General features: G+C 68.6%; 17 protein-coding genes. 6 read left to right on the forward strand and 11 right to left on the reverse strand.

The window, feature by feature from the left end:
* Window positions 1–76 precede the first annotated feature (76 nt).
* Entirely contained in the window at window positions 77–1,411 is a 1,335-nt protein-coding gene (locus tag MHN80_RS07650; RefSeq protein WP_239400667.1) for a YibE/F family protein, read from the forward strand.
* A 6-nt stretch (window positions 1,412–1,417) separates the two neighbouring features.
* Here MHN80_RS07650 and MHN80_RS07655 read toward each other — a convergent pair whose 3' ends face one another.
* From MHN80_RS07655 to MHN80_RS07665, 3 genes are all read right to left on the reverse strand, one after another.
* Window positions 1,418–2,263, reverse strand: a complete 846-nt coding sequence (locus tag MHN80_RS07655) for a hypothetical protein (RefSeq protein ID WP_239400807.1) — start codon at window positions 2,261–2,263, stop codon at window positions 1,418–1,420.
* A gap of 162 nt (window positions 2,264–2,425) precedes the next feature.
* Complete coding sequence (locus MHN80_RS07660; protein ID WP_239400669.1) at window positions 2,426–3,322, reverse strand: hypothetical protein; 897 nt, start codon at window positions 3,320–3,322, stop codon at window positions 2,426–2,428.
* 50 nt (window positions 3,323–3,372) lie between these two features.
* Window positions 3,373–5,016, reverse strand: coding sequence for a serine/threonine-protein kinase (locus tag MHN80_RS07665; RefSeq protein ID WP_239400671.1), 1,644 nt, complete (start codon window positions 5,014–5,016; stop codon window positions 3,373–3,375).
* Window positions 5,017–5,320: 304 nt separating this feature from the next.
* Here MHN80_RS07665 and MHN80_RS07670 point away from each other — a divergent pair, with 304 nt between their 5' ends.
* Complete coding sequence (locus tag MHN80_RS07670) at window positions 5,321–6,541, forward strand: TerD family protein (RefSeq protein ID WP_101819188.1); 1,221 nt, start codon at window positions 5,321–5,323, stop codon at window positions 6,539–6,541.
* A 10-nt stretch (window positions 6,542–6,551) separates the two neighbouring features.
* On the opposite strand, the gene MHN80_RS07675 is transcribed toward MHN80_RS07670, so the two are convergent.
* The 4 genes from MHN80_RS07675 to MHN80_RS07690 form a co-directional block, all read right to left on the reverse strand.
* The gene (locus MHN80_RS07675; protein ID WP_239400673.1) at window positions 6,552–7,823 is read right to left on the reverse strand and encodes an SfnB family sulfur acquisition oxidoreductase; all 1,272 of its coding nucleotides are present in this window, start codon (window positions 7,821–7,823) and stop codon (window positions 6,552–6,554) included.
* On the reverse strand, window positions 7,820–8,947 hold the full coding sequence (gene sfnG, locus MHN80_RS07680; protein ID WP_064569255.1) for a dimethylsulfone monooxygenase SfnG: 1,128 nt from the start codon (window positions 8,945–8,947) through the stop codon (window positions 7,820–7,822). The genes MHN80_RS07675 and sfnG overlap by 4 nt, the downstream gene beginning before the upstream one ends.
* Window positions 8,948–9,014: 67 nt before the next feature.
* On the reverse strand, window positions 9,015–10,193 hold the full coding sequence (locus MHN80_RS07685) for an LLM class flavin-dependent oxidoreductase (protein ID WP_064569254.1): 1,179 nt from the start codon (window positions 10,191–10,193) through the stop codon (window positions 9,015–9,017).
* A gap of 193 nt (window positions 10,194–10,386) precedes the next feature.
* The gene (locus MHN80_RS07690) at window positions 10,387–11,049 is read right to left on the reverse strand and encodes a TetR family transcriptional regulator (RefSeq protein WP_004022685.1); all 663 of its coding nucleotides are present in this window, start codon (window positions 11,047–11,049) and stop codon (window positions 10,387–10,389) included.
* A 160-nt stretch (window positions 11,050–11,209) separates the two neighbouring features.
* On the opposite strand from MHN80_RS07690, the gene MHN80_RS07695 reads away from it, so the two are divergent.
* The 4 genes from MHN80_RS07695 (at window position 11,210) to MHN80_RS07710 (ending at window position 14,801) form a co-directional block, all read left to right on the forward strand.
* A complete protein-coding gene (locus MHN80_RS07695) occupies window positions 11,210–12,331 on the forward strand; it encodes a ferredoxin reductase (protein ID WP_239400675.1) in 1,122 nt (373 codons plus the stop codon).
* Window positions 12,332–12,403: 72 nt separating this feature from the next.
* The gene (locus MHN80_RS07700; protein WP_004022683.1) at window positions 12,404–13,618 is read left to right on the forward strand and encodes an acyl-CoA desaturase; all 1,215 of its coding nucleotides are present in this window, start codon (window positions 12,404–12,406) and stop codon (window positions 13,616–13,618) included.
* Window positions 13,619–13,712: 94 nt separating this feature from the next.
* Window positions 13,713–14,201, forward strand: a complete 489-nt coding sequence (locus tag MHN80_RS07705; protein WP_004022682.1) for a hypothetical protein — start codon at window positions 13,713–13,715, stop codon at window positions 14,199–14,201.
* A gap of 102 nt (window positions 14,202–14,303) precedes the next feature.
* A complete protein-coding gene (locus MHN80_RS07710; protein WP_004022681.1) occupies window positions 14,304–14,801 on the forward strand; it encodes a DUF4395 domain-containing protein in 498 nt (165 codons plus the stop codon).
* A gap of 78 nt (window positions 14,802–14,879) precedes the next feature.
* Here MHN80_RS07710 and MHN80_RS07715 read toward each other — a convergent pair whose 3' ends face one another.
* From MHN80_RS07715 to MHN80_RS07730, 4 genes are read right to left on the reverse strand one after another with little or no spacing between them, the layout of a single operon-like run.
* A complete protein-coding gene (locus MHN80_RS07715) occupies window positions 14,880–15,056 on the reverse strand; it encodes a hypothetical protein (RefSeq protein ID WP_239400677.1) in 177 nt (58 codons plus the stop codon).
* 30 nt (window positions 15,057–15,086) lie between these two features.
* The gene (locus MHN80_RS07720) at window positions 15,087–16,034 is read right to left on the reverse strand and encodes a Ppx/GppA phosphatase family protein (protein ID WP_004022679.1); all 948 of its coding nucleotides are present in this window, start codon (window positions 16,032–16,034) and stop codon (window positions 15,087–15,089) included.
* Window positions 16,031–16,567, reverse strand: coding sequence for a DUF501 domain-containing protein (locus tag MHN80_RS07725; RefSeq protein ID WP_004022678.1), 537 nt, complete (start codon window positions 16,565–16,567; stop codon window positions 16,031–16,033). Before MHN80_RS07725 ends, MHN80_RS07720 begins: the two co-directional genes overlap by 4 nt.
* A gap of 10 nt (window positions 16,568–16,577) precedes the next feature.
* Window positions 16,578–17,267 carry a septum formation initiator family protein gene (locus MHN80_RS07730; protein WP_239400679.1) on the reverse strand — a complete coding sequence of 230 codons (690 nt, stop codon included), beginning with the start codon at window positions 17,265–17,267 and terminating at the stop codon, window positions 16,578–16,580.
* Window position 17,268 lies beyond the last annotated feature (1 nt).

Genomic DNA, 17,268 nt, shown 5'->3' on the forward strand with positions numbered 1-17,268 from the left:
GAGCGCCGGCGCACGCCTCGTCAACGCACCCGGGTCGCCCATCGCGTCCCGGGTGCGGTGCGCATAGGCTCACCGCGTGAGCCGCACACATCACGGGCACGGTCACGCGCACTCGCTGTCCGACATCAGCCACACGCTCTCGCCGTTCGCCCGGTGGTTCGTCATCGGCACGCTCGCCGTCACCGCGGTCGCGGTCGCCGTCGGGATGGTCGTCCTGTGGCCGTCGGATTCCGAGCACCCGATCCCCACCCAGTTCCGTTCCGCCGACGGCGGGCCGATCACCACGGTCGACGGCGAGATCGTGGACCAGTTCCATGCGAACTGCCTCAACTCGGTGGCGGGATCGGTGCTCGAGACCGCGGACATCCCGGTGAACCCGATCCCCGGCGGACCGTGCATCCTCAACGCGGTCCGGTTCTCCTCCGGCGACGTGGCCGGCCAGTACACCGTTCTGGAGATCCCCACCAACCGGGCGCAGGCCGGGTCGGGGCCCGACACCGTGGCGCCGGCGGCCGGCACCCTCGACGACCCGCAGGCAGGCCAGCCGACGTTGAACGTCGGGGACGGCATCCGCCTCTCGACCGTGCCCGGCCCCGACGGCAACCGCTACACCTTCTTCGACTTCCAGCGTGGGCCGGCGATCATCTTCTGGGCGGTGCTGTTCATCGCCGCGATCGTGCTGGTCGCCGCCTGGCGCGGCTTCCGCTCGATCATCGGGCTGGCGATCGCCTTCGGGATTCTCACCGTGTTCACCCTGCCCGCCATCCTCGACGGCGCGTCCCCGGTCGCGGTGGCGGTGGTCTCGTCGGCGGCGATCCTGTTCGTCGTCCTCTACCTCGCGCACGGGGTCAGTCTGCGGACCAGTTCGGCTCTGCTCGGTACGCTGACCTCGCTACTCATGGCGGGTTTCCTGAGTTGGCTGGCCATCCGAACCATGAACCTCACCGGGTTGTCGGGTGATCAGACCACCAATCTGCAGGTGTATCAAGGCAACATCTCGGTCAGCGGACTTCTGCTCGCCGGCTTCATCATCGGCACCCTCGGCGTTCTCAACGACGTCACGATCACCCAGGCCTCGGCGGCCTTCGAACTGGCCGCGGCCGGCGAACCCTCACGGCTGGCCACGTTCCGCGCCGCGATGCGTGTCGGCCGCGACCACATCGCGAGCACCGTCTACACACTCGTCTTCGCCTACGCGGGCAGCGCTCTGCCGCTGATGCTGCTTTTCTCGGTGGCCCAGCAACCGCTGGGCGGACTGCTCACGACCGATGTCGTGGCGGTTGAGCTGGCCCGCTCGTTCGTCGGCGGTATCGCGATCGCGCTGTCGGTTCCGCTCACGACAGCGATAGCCGCCGCGCTCACCACCCCGGCCGGCGCCGGAAAGACGGTCGCCGCGCACGCCGCGGCCTGACGGCGCTCAGCACCGTCCCTTCGGCAGGTCGGCCAGGTTCTTGCCGAGCCAGTTGCCCAGTCGCGTCAACATCTTGGTGCCGTCGGTGAACGATCCGCTACGCGGTATGGCGGCCATCGACACCGCGACCTGACCACCGGTGGTGCTGATGATGCCCAGTTGCCGGACGAGATGCGCCGAGGATTTCGACGTCGCCGGCCCCCAACCGCCCTTGACCGCGGTCACCGCACCCTGACTGCGCCCCACCTTCGCGATTCCCCACTGCTGGTTCGGGGCAACGGCACTCATCAGCCGGACGATGTGCTCGCTGTCGGGGAGACACGGCAGATGGGCGCCGAAGATCGCCTGATCGCGCAACGCCCACGCGGTGTACCCGGGGTACGACGGCGGGTTGTCGACCTCGGAGGACACGTGCGTCCGGACATCGTGCCCCTCACGCAAGACCGCGCTGACGGCATCGACGGAGGCGTGCCCACCGCCGAGGACTCCCCACAGTTCACCGGCCGCGTCGTTGTCGGAGAACGTGATCGCCTTGTCCTCCATCGCGGCGACCGCCGGCCCACGCTCGCGTTGCGCGGCAAGTGACACCGGGACCTTCATCGTCGACCACGCACGCCCGGACTTGAGCGATCCGAGTGAGATGACCTCGTCTCCGCCGACCGGCACGATCGCGATCCCGAGCTGGCCGGGCAACGACTTCCGCATCGACTTCGTCAGTGCGGCATAGCTTTTCGCCAGTTTCTTGTCGAGCTGCTCGGGTGGTTTGAACCACGTCGCGAAGGGCTCCGGCAGCGGCGGCAGCACGGGGAGCGGTATCGCCGTCGCCGAGCCCGCGCCGATCACCACCGACATCACGACCGCGCAGAACACCACGCCGATCCTTGTCACAACTTTCACAATTGTCTCCTGAGTCACTCCAGACACATGAGACTATGGCGGTTCGAGTTCTCGAACCAGGCTGTATACCCAATCGGGACCTAGCTGGGACCGGTGTCACACCTGCCCGAGAAGTGATCAGGCGGAACAGCGACCACGCGGTAGACGGGCCAGGTTGCTGTTGAGCCAGTTCGCCACCGAGTTCAATGCCGCGACACCACCCGACATCGAGCCCCCGACCGCGCTCATCGCCACCGCAGCCCGTTGACCGTCGCGGAAGGTGAGGATTCCGATCTGCCGGACCAGGTATCCGTCCGTGACACCCGGGCCCCAGCCGCCCTTGACGGCGGTGGCACGCGGTGCCGGCATGATCTCGATGCCCCACTGTTGGTTGCCGGCCACCTGCCCCATGAGCGCGACCACATTGCGCGCACCTTCCAGGCAGGGCAAACCGGCAGTGAACGTCGCCGCGTCGGGCAACGACCACACCGTCTGTCCGAAGACCGTGAAGCCGGCGCGACGCTGTGTCGCCGGGACGACCGTCGTGGTGTCGCCACCGTCGCGCAGCACCGCGGTCACCGCACCGGCCGCCGATTGTCCACCGCCGAGCGAGGACCAGAGACTCTCCGCGGCGGCGTTGTCGGAATCGACGATCGCGGCGCGCGCCGAAGGACTCGGGCCGTTGGCGCGTTCCGCGGCGACCGCCAGCGGCACCTTGATCGTCGACCACGCCACCCTCGGCGCGTCGTCACCGAGGGTCAGTGCCGGGACGGCCGACCCCCCGACGGGCGCGATCGCCATGCCGACCGTCAGGCCGGTCGACGCCGCGACCTTGCGGAAACTGGCTGCCAGGCCCCCGAACGCGGCAGGAGGAACGGTCGACGACGCGGTCGGCGCGTTCGGACCGGGCGCGGGTGTCGATGCGGAGGGGTCCGCGGTCACCGTGACCGTGACCGGTTCGACGGGCTCCGGCTCGGGTCCGCCCGCGCATCCCGCGAGAAGCGCGGCCATGCCCAGTGCGATCGCACCTGTCATCCGGGGCTTCGGACTCGACGTACGCCGGGACTGGTGTTCGGTGATCCCCATTAGTAGATGTGCACCACGGCGTCGTTGCCTCCGCGGCAGGCGACGATCGCGCCCTCGGGCACGCAGTTCATCGCATAGGCCTGGCCGGTGACCGGGCTGATCGCAACCACGACGCGCGGGGACCGCGCAGCCCCCGACACCGCGTAGGCGTCGCGGACTGCGAACGCGAACGGGCAACTGGTCACCGAGGTACCGATCCCGACCGTCGCATCGCACGGGCTCGAGCCAGGAGGCGGCGCTGCCGGGGCCGGGGGTGCCGGCGGGGCGTTCTGGACGGTCGGCGGAGGTGCGACCGTCTCGGTCACCGTCGGCGTGGTCGGTTCGTCGTCGGCCCGCGTGGTGGTGTCGTCGCCCGAGCCCGCGATCAGGACGCCGCCGAGGACGGCGAGCCCGACGAGCGCCACCGCGATCAAGGCGATCAGCACCGGAATCGCGACCGAGCGGCGCTGGGCCGGCGGGTATGCGGGCGGATACCCGGGTGGTCCGTACGCCGAGGCCCCCTCGTGCGGACCCGAGAAGCCTGGCGGATACCCCTGATCCCGACCCCCGAGGTACTGGGCACCCGAATAGTGCTGCGGCGGCGCGTAACCGTGCGGGCCCGAGAACTGCTGCGGGCCGGAAAGCTGCTGCGGGCCGGAGAGCTGCGTGGTCCCGGCTCCCGCCTCAGGACCCGTCGTGTGCCGTACGAGGGTCGGTTCGTACACCGGGTCGGTGGGCGCGATGACCGTGTCCGGCGCACGCACGACACCGGTCGGCGCCTCCGGCGCTGCGGGCGCCGGCTTGACGAGGATCGGCCCCGACCGGACATCGTCCACGCCCCCGGCGAGAGCGGCGCGGGCCGCCCGGGCGAGCGCGAGCGCGGAGCCGTGGCGCACCGCGGGGTCGGCGGCCAGGGCCGTGCGGATCACCTCGTCCATCGCGGGCGGTACGTCGGCGTTGACCGCACTGGGTGATGGCGGCGGTGACAGCACCGCCGCCTTGATGGCCGCGCTCACCGTCTTCGCCGGGTGCGGCACGCGGCCGGTCAGACACTCGAAGAGGACACATGCCAGGGCGTAGATGTCGCTGGCAGCGCTGACCTGCGCGGCGTCGAAGAGCTCCGGCGCCATGTAGGCGATCGACCCGACCGCCGTACCGGTCTGGGTGAGGTGGGTGTCCTCGGCAGCGTGCGCGATACCGAAATCGACGAGGTAGGCGAAGTCGTTGGCGCCGACCAGGATGTTCTCCGGCTTGATGTCGCGGTGCACGAGCCCCTCGGAATGCGCGGCGTCGAGCGCTGCGGCCACCTGCTCGACGATCGACACCGCGCGTTCAGGAGCGAGCCGGGTGTTCTGCGTCAGAAGCGCGCGTAGATCCTCGCCCGCGACCAGGCGCATGTCGATGAACAGCACCCCGTCGATCTCACCCCAGTCGTGAATCGGGATGACGTGGGGCTCCCCGAGCCGTGCCGCGGCATGCGATTCGCGGCGAAACCGCTCCTGGTACATCGGATCGTGGGCCAGTCCGGGATTGAGCAGCTTGAGCGCGACGACCCGATCCTTGGTCGTGTCGTATGCGCGGTAGACCTCGCCCATCCCACCGCGGCCCAGCAACTCGTCGAGGCGGTACGGCCCGAACTGTGTGTTGACCCGACTCCCAGCCATACGCAGGAGCATATGCCCCCAATCGGACACCGTCTGTCGGCCGCTCGATTGCAACTTCCCCGCCGGGACATCGCGTCGGGCGCCCGAAGGCGTGGCCTCGCATGGCCGCCTCACATGACTACGCTGTCCGTATTCGGCCCGCCCGCTCTACTCCCGGCGCGAGGCGGAACCGGCCCGCTCGCTCCGCTCCCGGCGCGAGGCGGAACCGGCCCGCTCGCTCCGCTCCCGGCGCGAGGCGGAACCGGCCCGCTCGCTCCGCTCCCGGCGCCAGTGCGCCCCGACTCATGTGAGGAACCGCCCGGACATGTCTGCTCTGACCAAAGGCCAGAACGGCCCGTTGCCGACCCCCGATGTCATCGTCTCCGTGGATCTCGCGACCGCCGCCGACCTGTCGGCGCTGCTGGTGACCGACCGTGGCGTCGTACGCACCGACGACGACTTCGTCTTCTACAACCAGCCCTCGGGACCGGGCGTCCGGTTGCAGCAGGCTCCGGGAGGTGGTGCGCAACTGCACGTCTCGACGACCGGGATTCCAGCGGACATCGATGCGGTGCGCGCGGTGATCACCCTCGACGACGCGTCGTCGACCTTCGGCCGGTTCGCACCGCCGGTTGCGCGGGTCACCGACGCCGCCGGCCGCCCTCTGTATGACTTCACCATCACCGGTCTCACCAGTGAGTCCGTTGTCGTCGCGCTCGAGGTGTACCGCCGACACGACGACTGGAAGGTTCGTGCGGTCGGGCAGGGATACGCCGGTGGTTTCGCCGACCTCGTCCGTGACCACGGCGTGAGCGTCGACGACGAACCGCACGCTGCACCCGCCCCGCCGGCGCCGGTCAGCTACTCACGTCCGGCTGCGCCCACGCCGCCCCCGGCACCCCCGGCCACCCCGCCGCAGCCCGCCGCGGTGCCGCAACCCCCGGCCCCGCCGTCGTCCCCGGAGATCAGTCTCCGCAAGGGCGCGCCCGTCAGCCTGACCAAAGGGCAGCGGGTGACCCTCCGCAAAGAAGGCGGCGTGGCGCTCACCGACATCCAGATGGGGTTGGGATGGGACCCGGTACGTGGCGGATTCGGCCGGGGCGGCTCGATCGATCTCGACGCCTCGGTGCTCATGTTCTCGGGTGGGAAGTGCGTGGAGACCGTCTACTACGGCCATCTCAACAGCAAGAACCGTTCGATCCTGCACTCCGGGGACAACCTCACCGGCGAGGGCGAGGGCGACGACGAGGTCATCCGCGTTGCGCTGCAATCGGTCCCACCCCAGATCGACGCGTTGATGTTCATCGTCACGTCCTACCGGGGCCACACATTCGAGAAGATCGAGAACGCCTACTGCCGTCTCGTCGACGAGACGACCTCGGCCGAGCTGGCCCGCTACACCCTCAAGGGCGGTATGCCGTTCACCGCCGTCGCGATGGCTGTCATCTCCCGCGACGGCGGCGAATGGAAGCTCCGGGCGATCGGCGACGGTTTCAACGCGAAGACACCGAAGAAGGCCATATCGCACGTCGGCACATACCTCTGAGACCGATCGATCAGATCACGCCGTGCAGGGGCGGCTCCTCGCCGCGCAGCACCCAACGGCCGATGTGCTGGTACTTCCAGCGGACCGGATCGTGGAGCGTGTGAGTGCGGGCGTCACGCCAGTAGCGGTCGAGACCGCTCCCGGCTGCGGCACTGCGGGTTCCGCTCACCTCGAACAGCGCCGAGGCCACCGGCGTGGCAACCCGATCGGCGACCGCCTTGGCCGTGGCGACGGCGATCGACGCCTCGGCGACGGCGAGCGACGCGTCGACGACGACGCCGGCGCGACCCGACTCCCCCGACGCCGCCCCCACGGCCGTGTCGACCCGACGGCCGGCGGCCGCAAGAGTCGCCTCGGCGGTCGCCACGTCGACCTCCAGCTCGCCGAATCGCTGGACCACGAGCGGATCGTCGACGGCGCGATCGACCTCGGCCTCGAACCACGGCCGTGACTTGGTGCGCACGAACTCGGCCGCCTCCCGCAGCGCACCCCGGGCGATCCCGACGTCGATCGCCACATGCAGCAACTGGGCGAACGCGCCGTACCCGGTGGGTGTGGACGTGGCCGGTGCGCGCGCCACCAGATCTTCGACCCCCACTGTCACCCCGGTGAAGCGGACGGTCCCCGATCCGGTCGTGCGCTGCCCCACCGCATCCCAGTCATCGACGATCTCCACGCCGGCGGCGTCGGCCGGGATGAAGGCGACGTACTCCCCGGGCACGAGGTCGCCGACGGCGACGTCCGATTTCGCGAGGACGGCCAGGGTGTCTGCGAAAAGTGATCCGGTGCAATAGAACTTCTCACCGTCGAGGACGAATCGCGCCGGGGAGCCCGCCCCCACCGGGCTCAACCGCGTCGAGATGTCGGCGATGGTCTTGCCGCCCCGCTCGGACTGGGCATTGGCCACCCGCCCGCCGCCGAGCACGTCGGTGAAGATCCGCTCCTGCAACGCCGGTCCTGCCGACAGCCGGACGAGGTTGAGGTAGACGAAGTGACTGTGCGGGATCTGCGCGATGCTCGCGTCCGCCGCGGCCAGGATCGACACCACCTCCGCCAGCACGCTGGGCCGCACGTCGAGACCCCCGAAACGGGCGGGGACGGTGAGCGCCAGCAGACCGGACTCCGAGAGCCGATCGATCTCGGCATGGGGCAACCGCCGCTCGCGGTCCCGTTCGGCCGCCCCGACCGCGAACTCTGCGGCCAGTTCGCGGGCCACGGACAACGCCTCGGCGTCGGTCCCGATTCGCGTCGCGGACCGTCGGCCCTGGCTCACTGCGGTCACGCCACTCCCGCAGCAGTCCGAGATGACTCGCTCTGGGCGCCCTCGATCTCACGGACCAGGGGAAGGACCTTTTCCCCGAAGTACTCGATCTCCTCTTGGAAGTGCAGGAAGCCGCCGAGGATGAGGTCGACGCCCAGACGCTTGTAGGCGACGATGCGCTCGGCCACCTGCTCCGGGGTACCGATCAACTGCGTGCGGAAGCCGTCGTTGTACTGGACGAGGTCCTCGAACGAGGAGTCGGCCCACATGCCCTTCTTGTCGCCGGTGGAGTTGCCGGCCTGCTGCACGGCGTCCCGGAAGCCCTCCACCGCCGGACGATTCGCCTTCTCGACGATCTCGCGCAGGGTGTCGCGGGCCTCCTTCTCGGTGTCGCGCGCGATGATGAAGCCGTTGAGCCCGAACTTCACCTCGCGCTCGTGAGCGCGTGCGACGGCGCGGAGGTCGTCGAGTTGTTCGGTGACGCCGTCGAAGTCCTTGCCGTTGGAGAAGTACCAGTCCGCATAGCGCCCGCCGTTGTTGCGGGCGGCCGACGAGTTCCCACCTTGGAACAACTCCGGGTTCGGACGCTCAGGGGTGTTGAGCGGCTTGGGCTTCAGCGTGAAGTCGTGGATCCGGTAGAAGTCACCGCGGTAGTCGACCTCGTCCTCGGTCCAGATCTTGCGGATCACCTCGAGGAACTCGCCGCTGCGCCGATACCGCTCGTCGTGCTCGAGCCACGGCTCGCCGAGATGGGTGAACTCGTCCTTGAACCAGCCGCTGACGACGTTGATCGCGAAGCGGCCCTTGGAGAGATGGTCGGCGGTCGCGCCGAGCTTGGCCAGCACGGCCGGATGCCAGAGTCCCGGGTGCACCGCCGCGATGACCTTCAGTCGCTGGGTGGCGAGTAGCAGGGCGAGGCTGAAACTGGTGCTCTCGTGCTGGTATTCGGCTCCGTAGCTCGCCTCGTACCGCACCTGTGACAGCGCGTATTCGAACCCGTTGTTCTCGGCGGTCTGGGCGAGTTTGACGTTGTAGTCGTAGTCCCAGCCGGTGCGCTGCTCGATGGTGCTGGTGACCAGCCCGCCGCTGACATTGGGCACCCAGTAGGCGAATTTGATCTGATCCGCGATGGACTCGGTGGACATGGCTACCTCCGCGAGGTGTCGGTGGAATGGCGAGAAGGGACGTGGTGAGAGTGAAAAGAGTTGTCGATCAGGATGATGCAGCCTGCAAGCGCGGCAGGAATGCGGTCCGCACGGCCTCGGACGGGCCTGCCGACGCCGGGTCGAGCAGGCCCAGCCGGGCGAGAGCGGGCCGGACCCCGTCGCCGAAGTGGTACGCCTCTTCGAGGTGCGGATAGCCGGACAGGATGAAATGGTCGAGTCCGAGCGCGGCGTACTCGGCGATGAGTGCGGCCACCTCGTCGTACGAACCGACCAGAGCGGTACCGGCACCACCACGGACCAGTCCGACCCCGGCCCACACGCCGGGGTGGATCTCCAGCGAGTGCGGATCGTTGTGGTCGGCGAAACCGGTTCCACGACCGTGGAGTTCGGACATACGGCGCTGCCCCTCGGACTCCGAGCGCGCCAGATTCTGCTGAGCGGTGGCGACCTGCGCGGGGTCGAGCGCACCGAGCAGACGAGCCGCCTCGGCCCAGGCCTGCTCGGACGTCTCGCGGGCGATCACGTGGAACCGGATGCCGTGGGAGAGCTCGCGGCCCTGCGCGGCGGCGAGGCCGTTGACCCAGGCGATCTTCTCGGCGACCGCGTCCGGACGCTCACCCCAGGTGAGGTAGGTGTCGGCGTGTTTGGCCGCGACGTCGCCGGCGGCCGGCGAGGACCCGCCGAAGAAGATCTCCGGCGTCGGATCGGGGCGGCGGCCGAGCTGCGCACCTTCGACGCGGAGGTACTTCCCCACCACGTCGACGGGCGCGTCCTCGGTCCAGAGCCGCCGGATGATCTCCAGGTACTCGTCGCAGCGCTCGTACCGCGCGTTCTTCGCCAGGAAGTCACCGAAGGCGCGCTGCTCACTCGACTCGCCGCCGGTCACGACGTTGACCAGCAGACGGCCCTGCGAATGCCATTGGAACGTGGCGGCCATCTGCGCTGCCAGTGTCGGCGAGATGAGTCCGGGCCGGAACGCCACCAGGAACTTGAGGCTCTCGGTGGCGTCGATCAGTGCGGCCGTGGTCAGCCAGGCGTCCTCACACCACAGCCCGGCCGGGGTCAGGACCGCCTCGAAGCCGTTGGCCTCGGCGGCACCGGCGAGTTGCTTGAGGTATCGCAGATCGGCCGGGCGGTCCCCCGTCATCTGGCTGCCGTGTCCGCCGGCGATCAGGTTGCGCGAGTCGCCGTAGGTGGGCAGAAACCAGTGAAAATGCAGAGACACCGCGAGGGCACCTTTCGGTCGAGACGGCAGAGAGCGAGCACGACACCGCCACGAGTCTCGTTCTCAGAGAGGGCCGCCACGGTGTCTCGGCCCAGTGTCGGGCACCATCACGACGACGGACCACAGTTGAAATCGCCCTGAGGGCAAATCGACAACCGCGGGTCCGGCCAGCTAGACGATGTGTTCTCGCAGGTCAGTCGGTCGACGGGCGCCACTGGCCCATGCCGAGAAAGACCATCACGAGCTGCCGCTCGGTGCGTTCGACGATCTCCTGCTCCGCGCCACGGCCGCGGTACTCCCCGTCGAGCAGATCGGCCACGGCGGTGAGCATGATGACGACGATCAGTTCCGCCGCGAGTTCGAGGTCGTCGGGCTGCCAGCGCGACAGGTCGGGGATACGCGCGAGATCGATCGCGAGCTCTTTGGAGAACAGCCGGAGTTCGGTGTCGATCGCGCGCCGGATCTCGGCGATGCCGCCGTGCTGTTCCCGCACCAGGAACCGGAACTGCGATTCGTTCTCGCGCACATGTCGCAGCAGGATCGCGAGCGAGTTCTGCGCGGTCGGCAGGGCCTCGCGCGCCGCCAGGTCGCGTCGACCGTCACGCAGCGCCCGGCGTAGGACGCGCATCGAGTCCTCGACGACGGTGACCCCGAGATCTTCCATCGACGCGAAGTGGCGATAGAAGGCAGTCGGCACGATCCCGGCGCCGCGGGCGACCTCGCGGAGGCTGATGCTGCCGAAGCTGCGCTCACCGACCAGTGACCGCGTGGTGTCCAGCAGCGCCTGGCGCGTCTGGTTCTTGCGGTCCGCACGCGTCTGAGCATCGCGTCGGCCCGGCTCTCGCGTGCGTGTCACGCACCCGAGTCTATGCGTCACGCCGAGGCCCGCCGCGAACCGGCCGAGAGCCGGGGTGACGGCAGTCACAACGGTGAACCCTTGACGATCACCGACCACCGCATGTCACACTTGCCGGTGTACACATGTACACCGAAATGAACCGAACGGAGCCCAGCCCATGAGCATCCGCACACCCCAGGACCAGACCCGCGCCGACGCCGACACCACGCCCGGCCGGTGGAGCCGCCTGGTCGGTTCGATCGTCGAAGCCGCACTCTCGCCGCATCCGGTCGACCGCTATCTCGAACTTCTCGACCCGATGATCACCTGGCGCGACCTGCGCGGCGAGATCACCCGCGTCGAGCGGCCCACGTCGCGCACCGTCCGACTCACCATTCGTCCCACCCGGCAGTGGCAAGGTCATGAAGCGGGCCAGTTCGTGCAGCTCAAGGTCGTCATCGACGGCGTCCGCCACACGCGCTGTTTCTCGCCGGCCAATGCCGCCGCGGGCCCGGACGGCGACATCGAACTGACGATCACCGCCCACGACGACGGCTTCGTGTCCACTCACCTGCGCGAGCACGCCCGCGCCGGCGAAGTCGTCGGCCTGTCCGCCGCGAGCGGTGACTTCGTGTTGCCGGAGACCGATCCGACCTCGGCGGTCTTCGTCAGCGGCGGCAGTGGGATTACACCTGTACTCTCAATGGCGAGAACACTCGTCGCCCGACAGTACGCCGGACCGATCACGTTCGTGCACTACGCGCGCACCCCGTCCGACGTCGCCTACCGCACGGAACTCCGTGAGCTCGCCGCCGCGCATCCCCGGTTCGATCTGCGCCTGCACCACACGCGCGACGAGGCCGACGGACACTTCACCGCCGCGCACCTCGACGGAATCCCCGGACTGTCCGACGCCGACGTCTTCGTCTGCGGCCCGGCCACGCTGATGGACGAGGTCGCCCGGGCACACGCGGAACTCGAGATCTCGCAGCCGCTGCACAGCGAGGCCTTCGCTCCGGTCGTCCCGGCCGTCGACCCGGACTCCGTCGAGGGCGAGGTCACGTTCTCCACATCGGGGACATCGGCGGCCAACGACGGCCGTCCGATCCTCGACCAGGCCGAGTCCGCCGGACTCACGCCCGAGTCCGGGTGCCGGATGGGCATCTGCTTCTCCTGTGTCGCGACGAAGAAGTCCGGATGCACCCGCAACGTCCTGACCGGCGAGGTCGACGACGAATCCGACACCCAGATCCAGCTGTGCATCAGCGCCCCGGTCGGCTCCGTCGACATCGAGATCTGATGTCCGCGAGCTGACACCCCCACAGATCCACCCTCCCCAGCCACATCTCCTCTCCCAGAAGGAGGCATTGCCATGACCATCGACATCAGCCGTGACCTCGAGACCACCATCGGCGACAACCTGCCCGCGCTGCACCGAGTCGGCGCCGACGACACCGTCGCGAACGACCCGAACACCGTCGTGCTGTCCTACGAGCAGGTCGAAGCGCTCGGGAAGGACCTCGACGCCCTACGTGCCCGCATCGTCGCCGACCTCGGCCAGAAAGACCGCGACTACCTGTACTCGGTGATCCGCGCCCAGCGCGGCTTCGAGATCGGCGGGCGCGCACTCATGTATCTCGGGTTCTTCCCGCCGGCCTGGATCGCCGCGGTCGGCGCGCTCTCCGTGTCGAAGATCCTCGACAACATGGAGATCGGCCACAACGTCATGCACGGCCAGTACGACTGGATGCGCGAGGACACCTACAACTCCCGCGAATTCGAGTGGGACACCGTCTGTCCGGCCGACCAGTGGAAGCACAGTCACAACTACCTGCACCACACCTTCACCAACATCCTCGGTGAGGACCGCGACATCGGCTACGGCATCCTGCGCATGGCCCGCGATCAGAAGTGGAACCCCTACTACCTGGGGAACCTCGGGTACGCGACCGCACTGATGCTGCTGTTCGAGTGGGGCGTCATGCTGCACGACCTCGAAGCCGAGAACGTCATTACCGGCAAGCGCAAGTGGAGCGACATCAAGGGCCTCGTGAAAGGCATGTGGCGCAAGGCCGGTCGCCAGGTCCTGAAGGACTACGTGGTGTTCCCGGCGCTCACCGGCCCGTTGTTCGTCCCGACCCTCATCGGTAACGCGACCGCGAACCTCGTGCGCAACGTCTGGACCTACTCGATCATCTTCTGCGGCCACTTCCCGACCGGCGCCCAGACATTCACGTCCGAGGAATGCCAGAACGAGACGCGCGGCCAGTGGTACCTGCGGCAGATGCTCGGTTCGGCGAACATCACCGGGAGTCCGCTGTTCCACATCATGAGCGGCAACCTGTCCCACCAGATCGAGCACCACCTGTTCCCCGACATCCCGGCCAGCCGCTACCCCGAGATGTCCGCAGAGGTCCAGGAGATCTGCGAGCGCTACGGGCTGCCCTACAACACCGGGTCCCTGAGCCACCAGCTCGCGTCGACCTGGAAGAAGATCGCCAAGCTGTCGCTGCCCAACTGGATGACCCGCGACGACGATGATCTGACGGTGATCGTCGAGCGCGAGAAGCCCGCGTCGGTCGCCTGAGGCTGTTTGATCGGTGTGTCCCGGGGGTAGCCTCGGGACACACCGATCAAGGCTTTGTGCCGCAACCAACTCCTCCAGGGGGATTCCCACAGCGATGGTCGACAGCATCGAACGCAACAAGGATCTGTTCCAGGAATTGATCGAGTCCACGGCCACGCACGTCGGCCGGATCGCAACGATCATCACCGGCGCCGTAGCAGGCGTGACCCGCGAGATCGGTGAGATCGTGACCGACGGCTTCGAGATGCGCGAGGCCGCCCGCAAGGCCAAGGCCGACGAGCGGTCGGACGAGACCTTCGGCATCATCGATGCCGAGTTCGCGGACGCATCGACCGAGGTCGACCCGACGGATCCGTATGCCGAATCCGAACAGGCGAGAGAGGTGACCGGAGTGGACATGGACGAACTCCCCGACCGCATCGACGTCGGCGAGCAGGCCGGGATCGATCAGGAGGGTGAAATCTCACGGGAGGCCGAACTCGCCTCCGACGGCGGTGAGACCGACAAGGACGAACCGGACGTCGACGATCCGCGCGATGTCGCGGCCTCGGAGCCGCGAATGGATCCGACCGCGGGGTCCTGACCCCGGCTGATCGGATCACCCTGGGCACAATCGTTGCCCGCAGCGACGACCGCACGTACCTTGGTCGGCGGTTGTCCCTGCTCTTCCGGAGGTTGTCGCCCGATGTCGGTGCGCTCTGTACTCACGTTCCCGAACCCGGTCAACGACTATGCCGCGCGGTCCACCGCGGGTCTCGTCGTCGTCCTCGCCATCGTCGCGGTCGCGGTTGACACCCCCGTGCTGTACGGAATCCTGGCCCTCGGATTCGTCCTGCGCGTGGCGTCGGGGCCCACCCTCTCGCCATTCGGACAGCTCTCGGTGCGCGTGCTCGTGCCCAAGGTCATCCGTAAGGAGAAACTGGTACCGGGGCCGCCCAAACGGTTCGCACAGACCATCGGACTCGTCGTCAGCGCCACCGCATTCGTGCTGAGCCTGCTCGGCTACGGGTTGGCCGCTCAGATCACCACGGGCGTCCTGATCGCAGCCGCGACCCTCGAGGCCGTCTTCGGCTTCTGCCTGGGATGCACCATCTTCGGATTCCTGCAGCGCCGCGGCGTCATCCCCGAGTCCGTCTGCGAGGCGTGCAACAACATCTCGCTCCGCAATCCGGCCGCCGTCTAGCGCCCATTCATCACCAACGGCCGTGCCCACCACCCGCGAGGTGGTGGGCACGGCCGTTCGTCGTTTCAGGTGGCCGGTTCAGCCGTCCGACTGCACCGAGCGGTCCGGAACCGTCATGGCCATCATCATGATCTCGGTCTCGCTGTAGTCGCGACCGGGGTGTTCGGCCGCGAGGTGGGCCTGGACAGCCGGCACGAAGTCGGTCTCGAGAGCCGTGATGGACTCGCCACAGGGGCAACGCAGGTTATATGCCATGTGTCGCATGGTAACCGGGTTGCCGGGTACTCAGTCGAGGATTCCCATCGCGATCCCGTCGAGGATGTCGTGCTCGCTCACGACCAGTTCGGTGATGCCGGCCCGCGCGGACAGCACTCTCGCGAGCTCGAGGGTCACCAGTGCACCCCCGCCGATCACGTCGACGCGGCCGGGGTGCATGGGCCCCAACGCTGCGCGGTCGGCGCGTGTCATCCCGATCAGGTTCCGGCAGACCCGATCGAGTTCGGGCAGCGAGATCCTCGACAGATGGATCTTGTCGGAGTCGTATTCGGGGAGGCCGGCGCCGAGCGCGGCCAGCGTCGTCATCGTTCCGGCGACGCCGACCCACGTGCGCGCCGACTCCACCGGTACCGCGGCAAAGGCCTCGGCCAGACGTGTGCGCGCGAATTCGGTCGCCTCCGCCAACTCCTCGGGAGTCGGCGGATCCGAGGGCAGCGCCCGCTCGGTCAGACGGACACATCCGATGTCGGCCGAGTGCGCCGCGGTCACTCCGTCGGCATCGCCGAGCACCACCTCCGTCGAGCCGCCACCGAGATCGGTGACCACGAAAGGCCCAGCTGCCGAATCCAATTCGCCGACGGCGCCGCGGAACGACAGCCGCGCTTCCTCGTCACCGGTGATGACCTCGGCGATGGCGCCCGTGGACACGCAGCCGAGCAGATCGGCGGTCATCGCGAAGAACTCGTCGCGGTTCGACGCATCGCGGGTCGCCGACGTCGCGACCATCCGTACCCGCTCGACGCCGAGCGATTCCATCGTGTCGACGTAGTCACTCAGTGCGACCCGCGTCCGTTCGATCGACTCGGCGGCGAACATCCCGGTCGCGTCCACGCCGTAACCCAGTCGGACGACCCGCATCTCACGATGGAGATCGATCAGAGTCCCGTCCGGTCCCGGCTTCGCCACCAGCAATCGGATCGAGTTGGTGCCGCAGTCCACGGCGCCGACGACGCTCACCCGCCGTCCCCTGCGGGGTCGGCCGGCTCGGGCCAGTCTGCCGGGATCGCGGTGCCGCGCAACCCGTTCGCGGCTGCGAGCGCCACCGCCTCGTCGCCGAACGGGTTCAGCCCCGGGCCCTTGGCCAGTGAGTGCGCGATCAGGACGTGGAGGCACTTCACCCGATCCGGCATGCCCCCGCCGGTGAAGTCGGTCCCGAGCGGCTCGATCGCGTCGCGTTCGGCGAGGTAGTCCTCGTGCGCACTCCGGTATGCGGCGGCGAGCTCCGCGTCGTCGTGCAGGCGCGCGGTCATCTCCTTCATCACACCGGCCGACTCCTGGCGGCTGGCCTCGGCGGTCAGACGCGGATCGGTCAGGTAGTACAGGGTCGGGAACGGCGTGCCGTCGGGCAGCCGGGGCGCGGTCTTCACCACGGCGGGCCTGCCGTCGGGTGTGCGATAGCTGATCTCGAGGACCCCCCGCGGCTCGCGCCCGAGCTGGGCGGCCACCGTCGCGAGGTCCTCCGCGGAGACGTCGGGGTGAGGATTGGTCACGCGGAGATGCTCACTGCACGCCGGGTGGGGTCGACAAGGTGTCCCAGAGATTTCCGTACCACGGTGCGCGAGCACGCTCCTCGGCACGTTCGGCGGCCTCGCGCCGCGCCTCGTCGGCGGGGAACAACATCACGAGCGGGATCTCTCCTGGTTTGACGAACTGCAGACGTGTCCGCGCCTGGGCCTCGATGTAGGCGGGATCGTTCTGCTCGTTGACCTTCTGCTGGTAGTCCGCGACCTCGCGTCGCAACTGTTCGTTCGACGCGGTCAGCTGACGGAACTCCGACCGCTGGCTGAAGTACGTCCGCAGCGGCATCGCCAGGGTCAACGCCACGACGCACACCACGACGACGGTGATCACGAGTGTCGCGAGGCTCGCGGGGGTCATCGCGATTCCCCGCAGGCGAGCACCGAGTCCGTTGCGGGCGGGGCGGCGCCGGTTCCGCGGCGAACGCTCCCACGCGACACGAGGGGTGCCGGCGTCCGAGGTGTCGGCATCCAAGGCGTCGTCGGCGGCCGGCGGGGCAGGGTCGGCGTGGACCTCCTGCTCGGCGGCCTCGACCGTGTCGTCGGACCACACGGGCTGGGTCGGGCGAGCGTGCCGCCGCGTGCGACGGGCGCGTTCGCGTGAGCGCGCGTCTACCCGACGATCGCGCCCACGCTGACGCCCGTCACCGCGGTGACGTCGCTGCGAAGCCATG

The sequence above is a fragment of the Gordonia sp. McavH-238-E genome, from assembly GCF_022348225.1.
GTDB classification, from domain to species: Bacteria; Actinomycetota; Actinomycetes; order Mycobacteriales; family Mycobacteriaceae; genus Gordonia; species Gordonia terrae.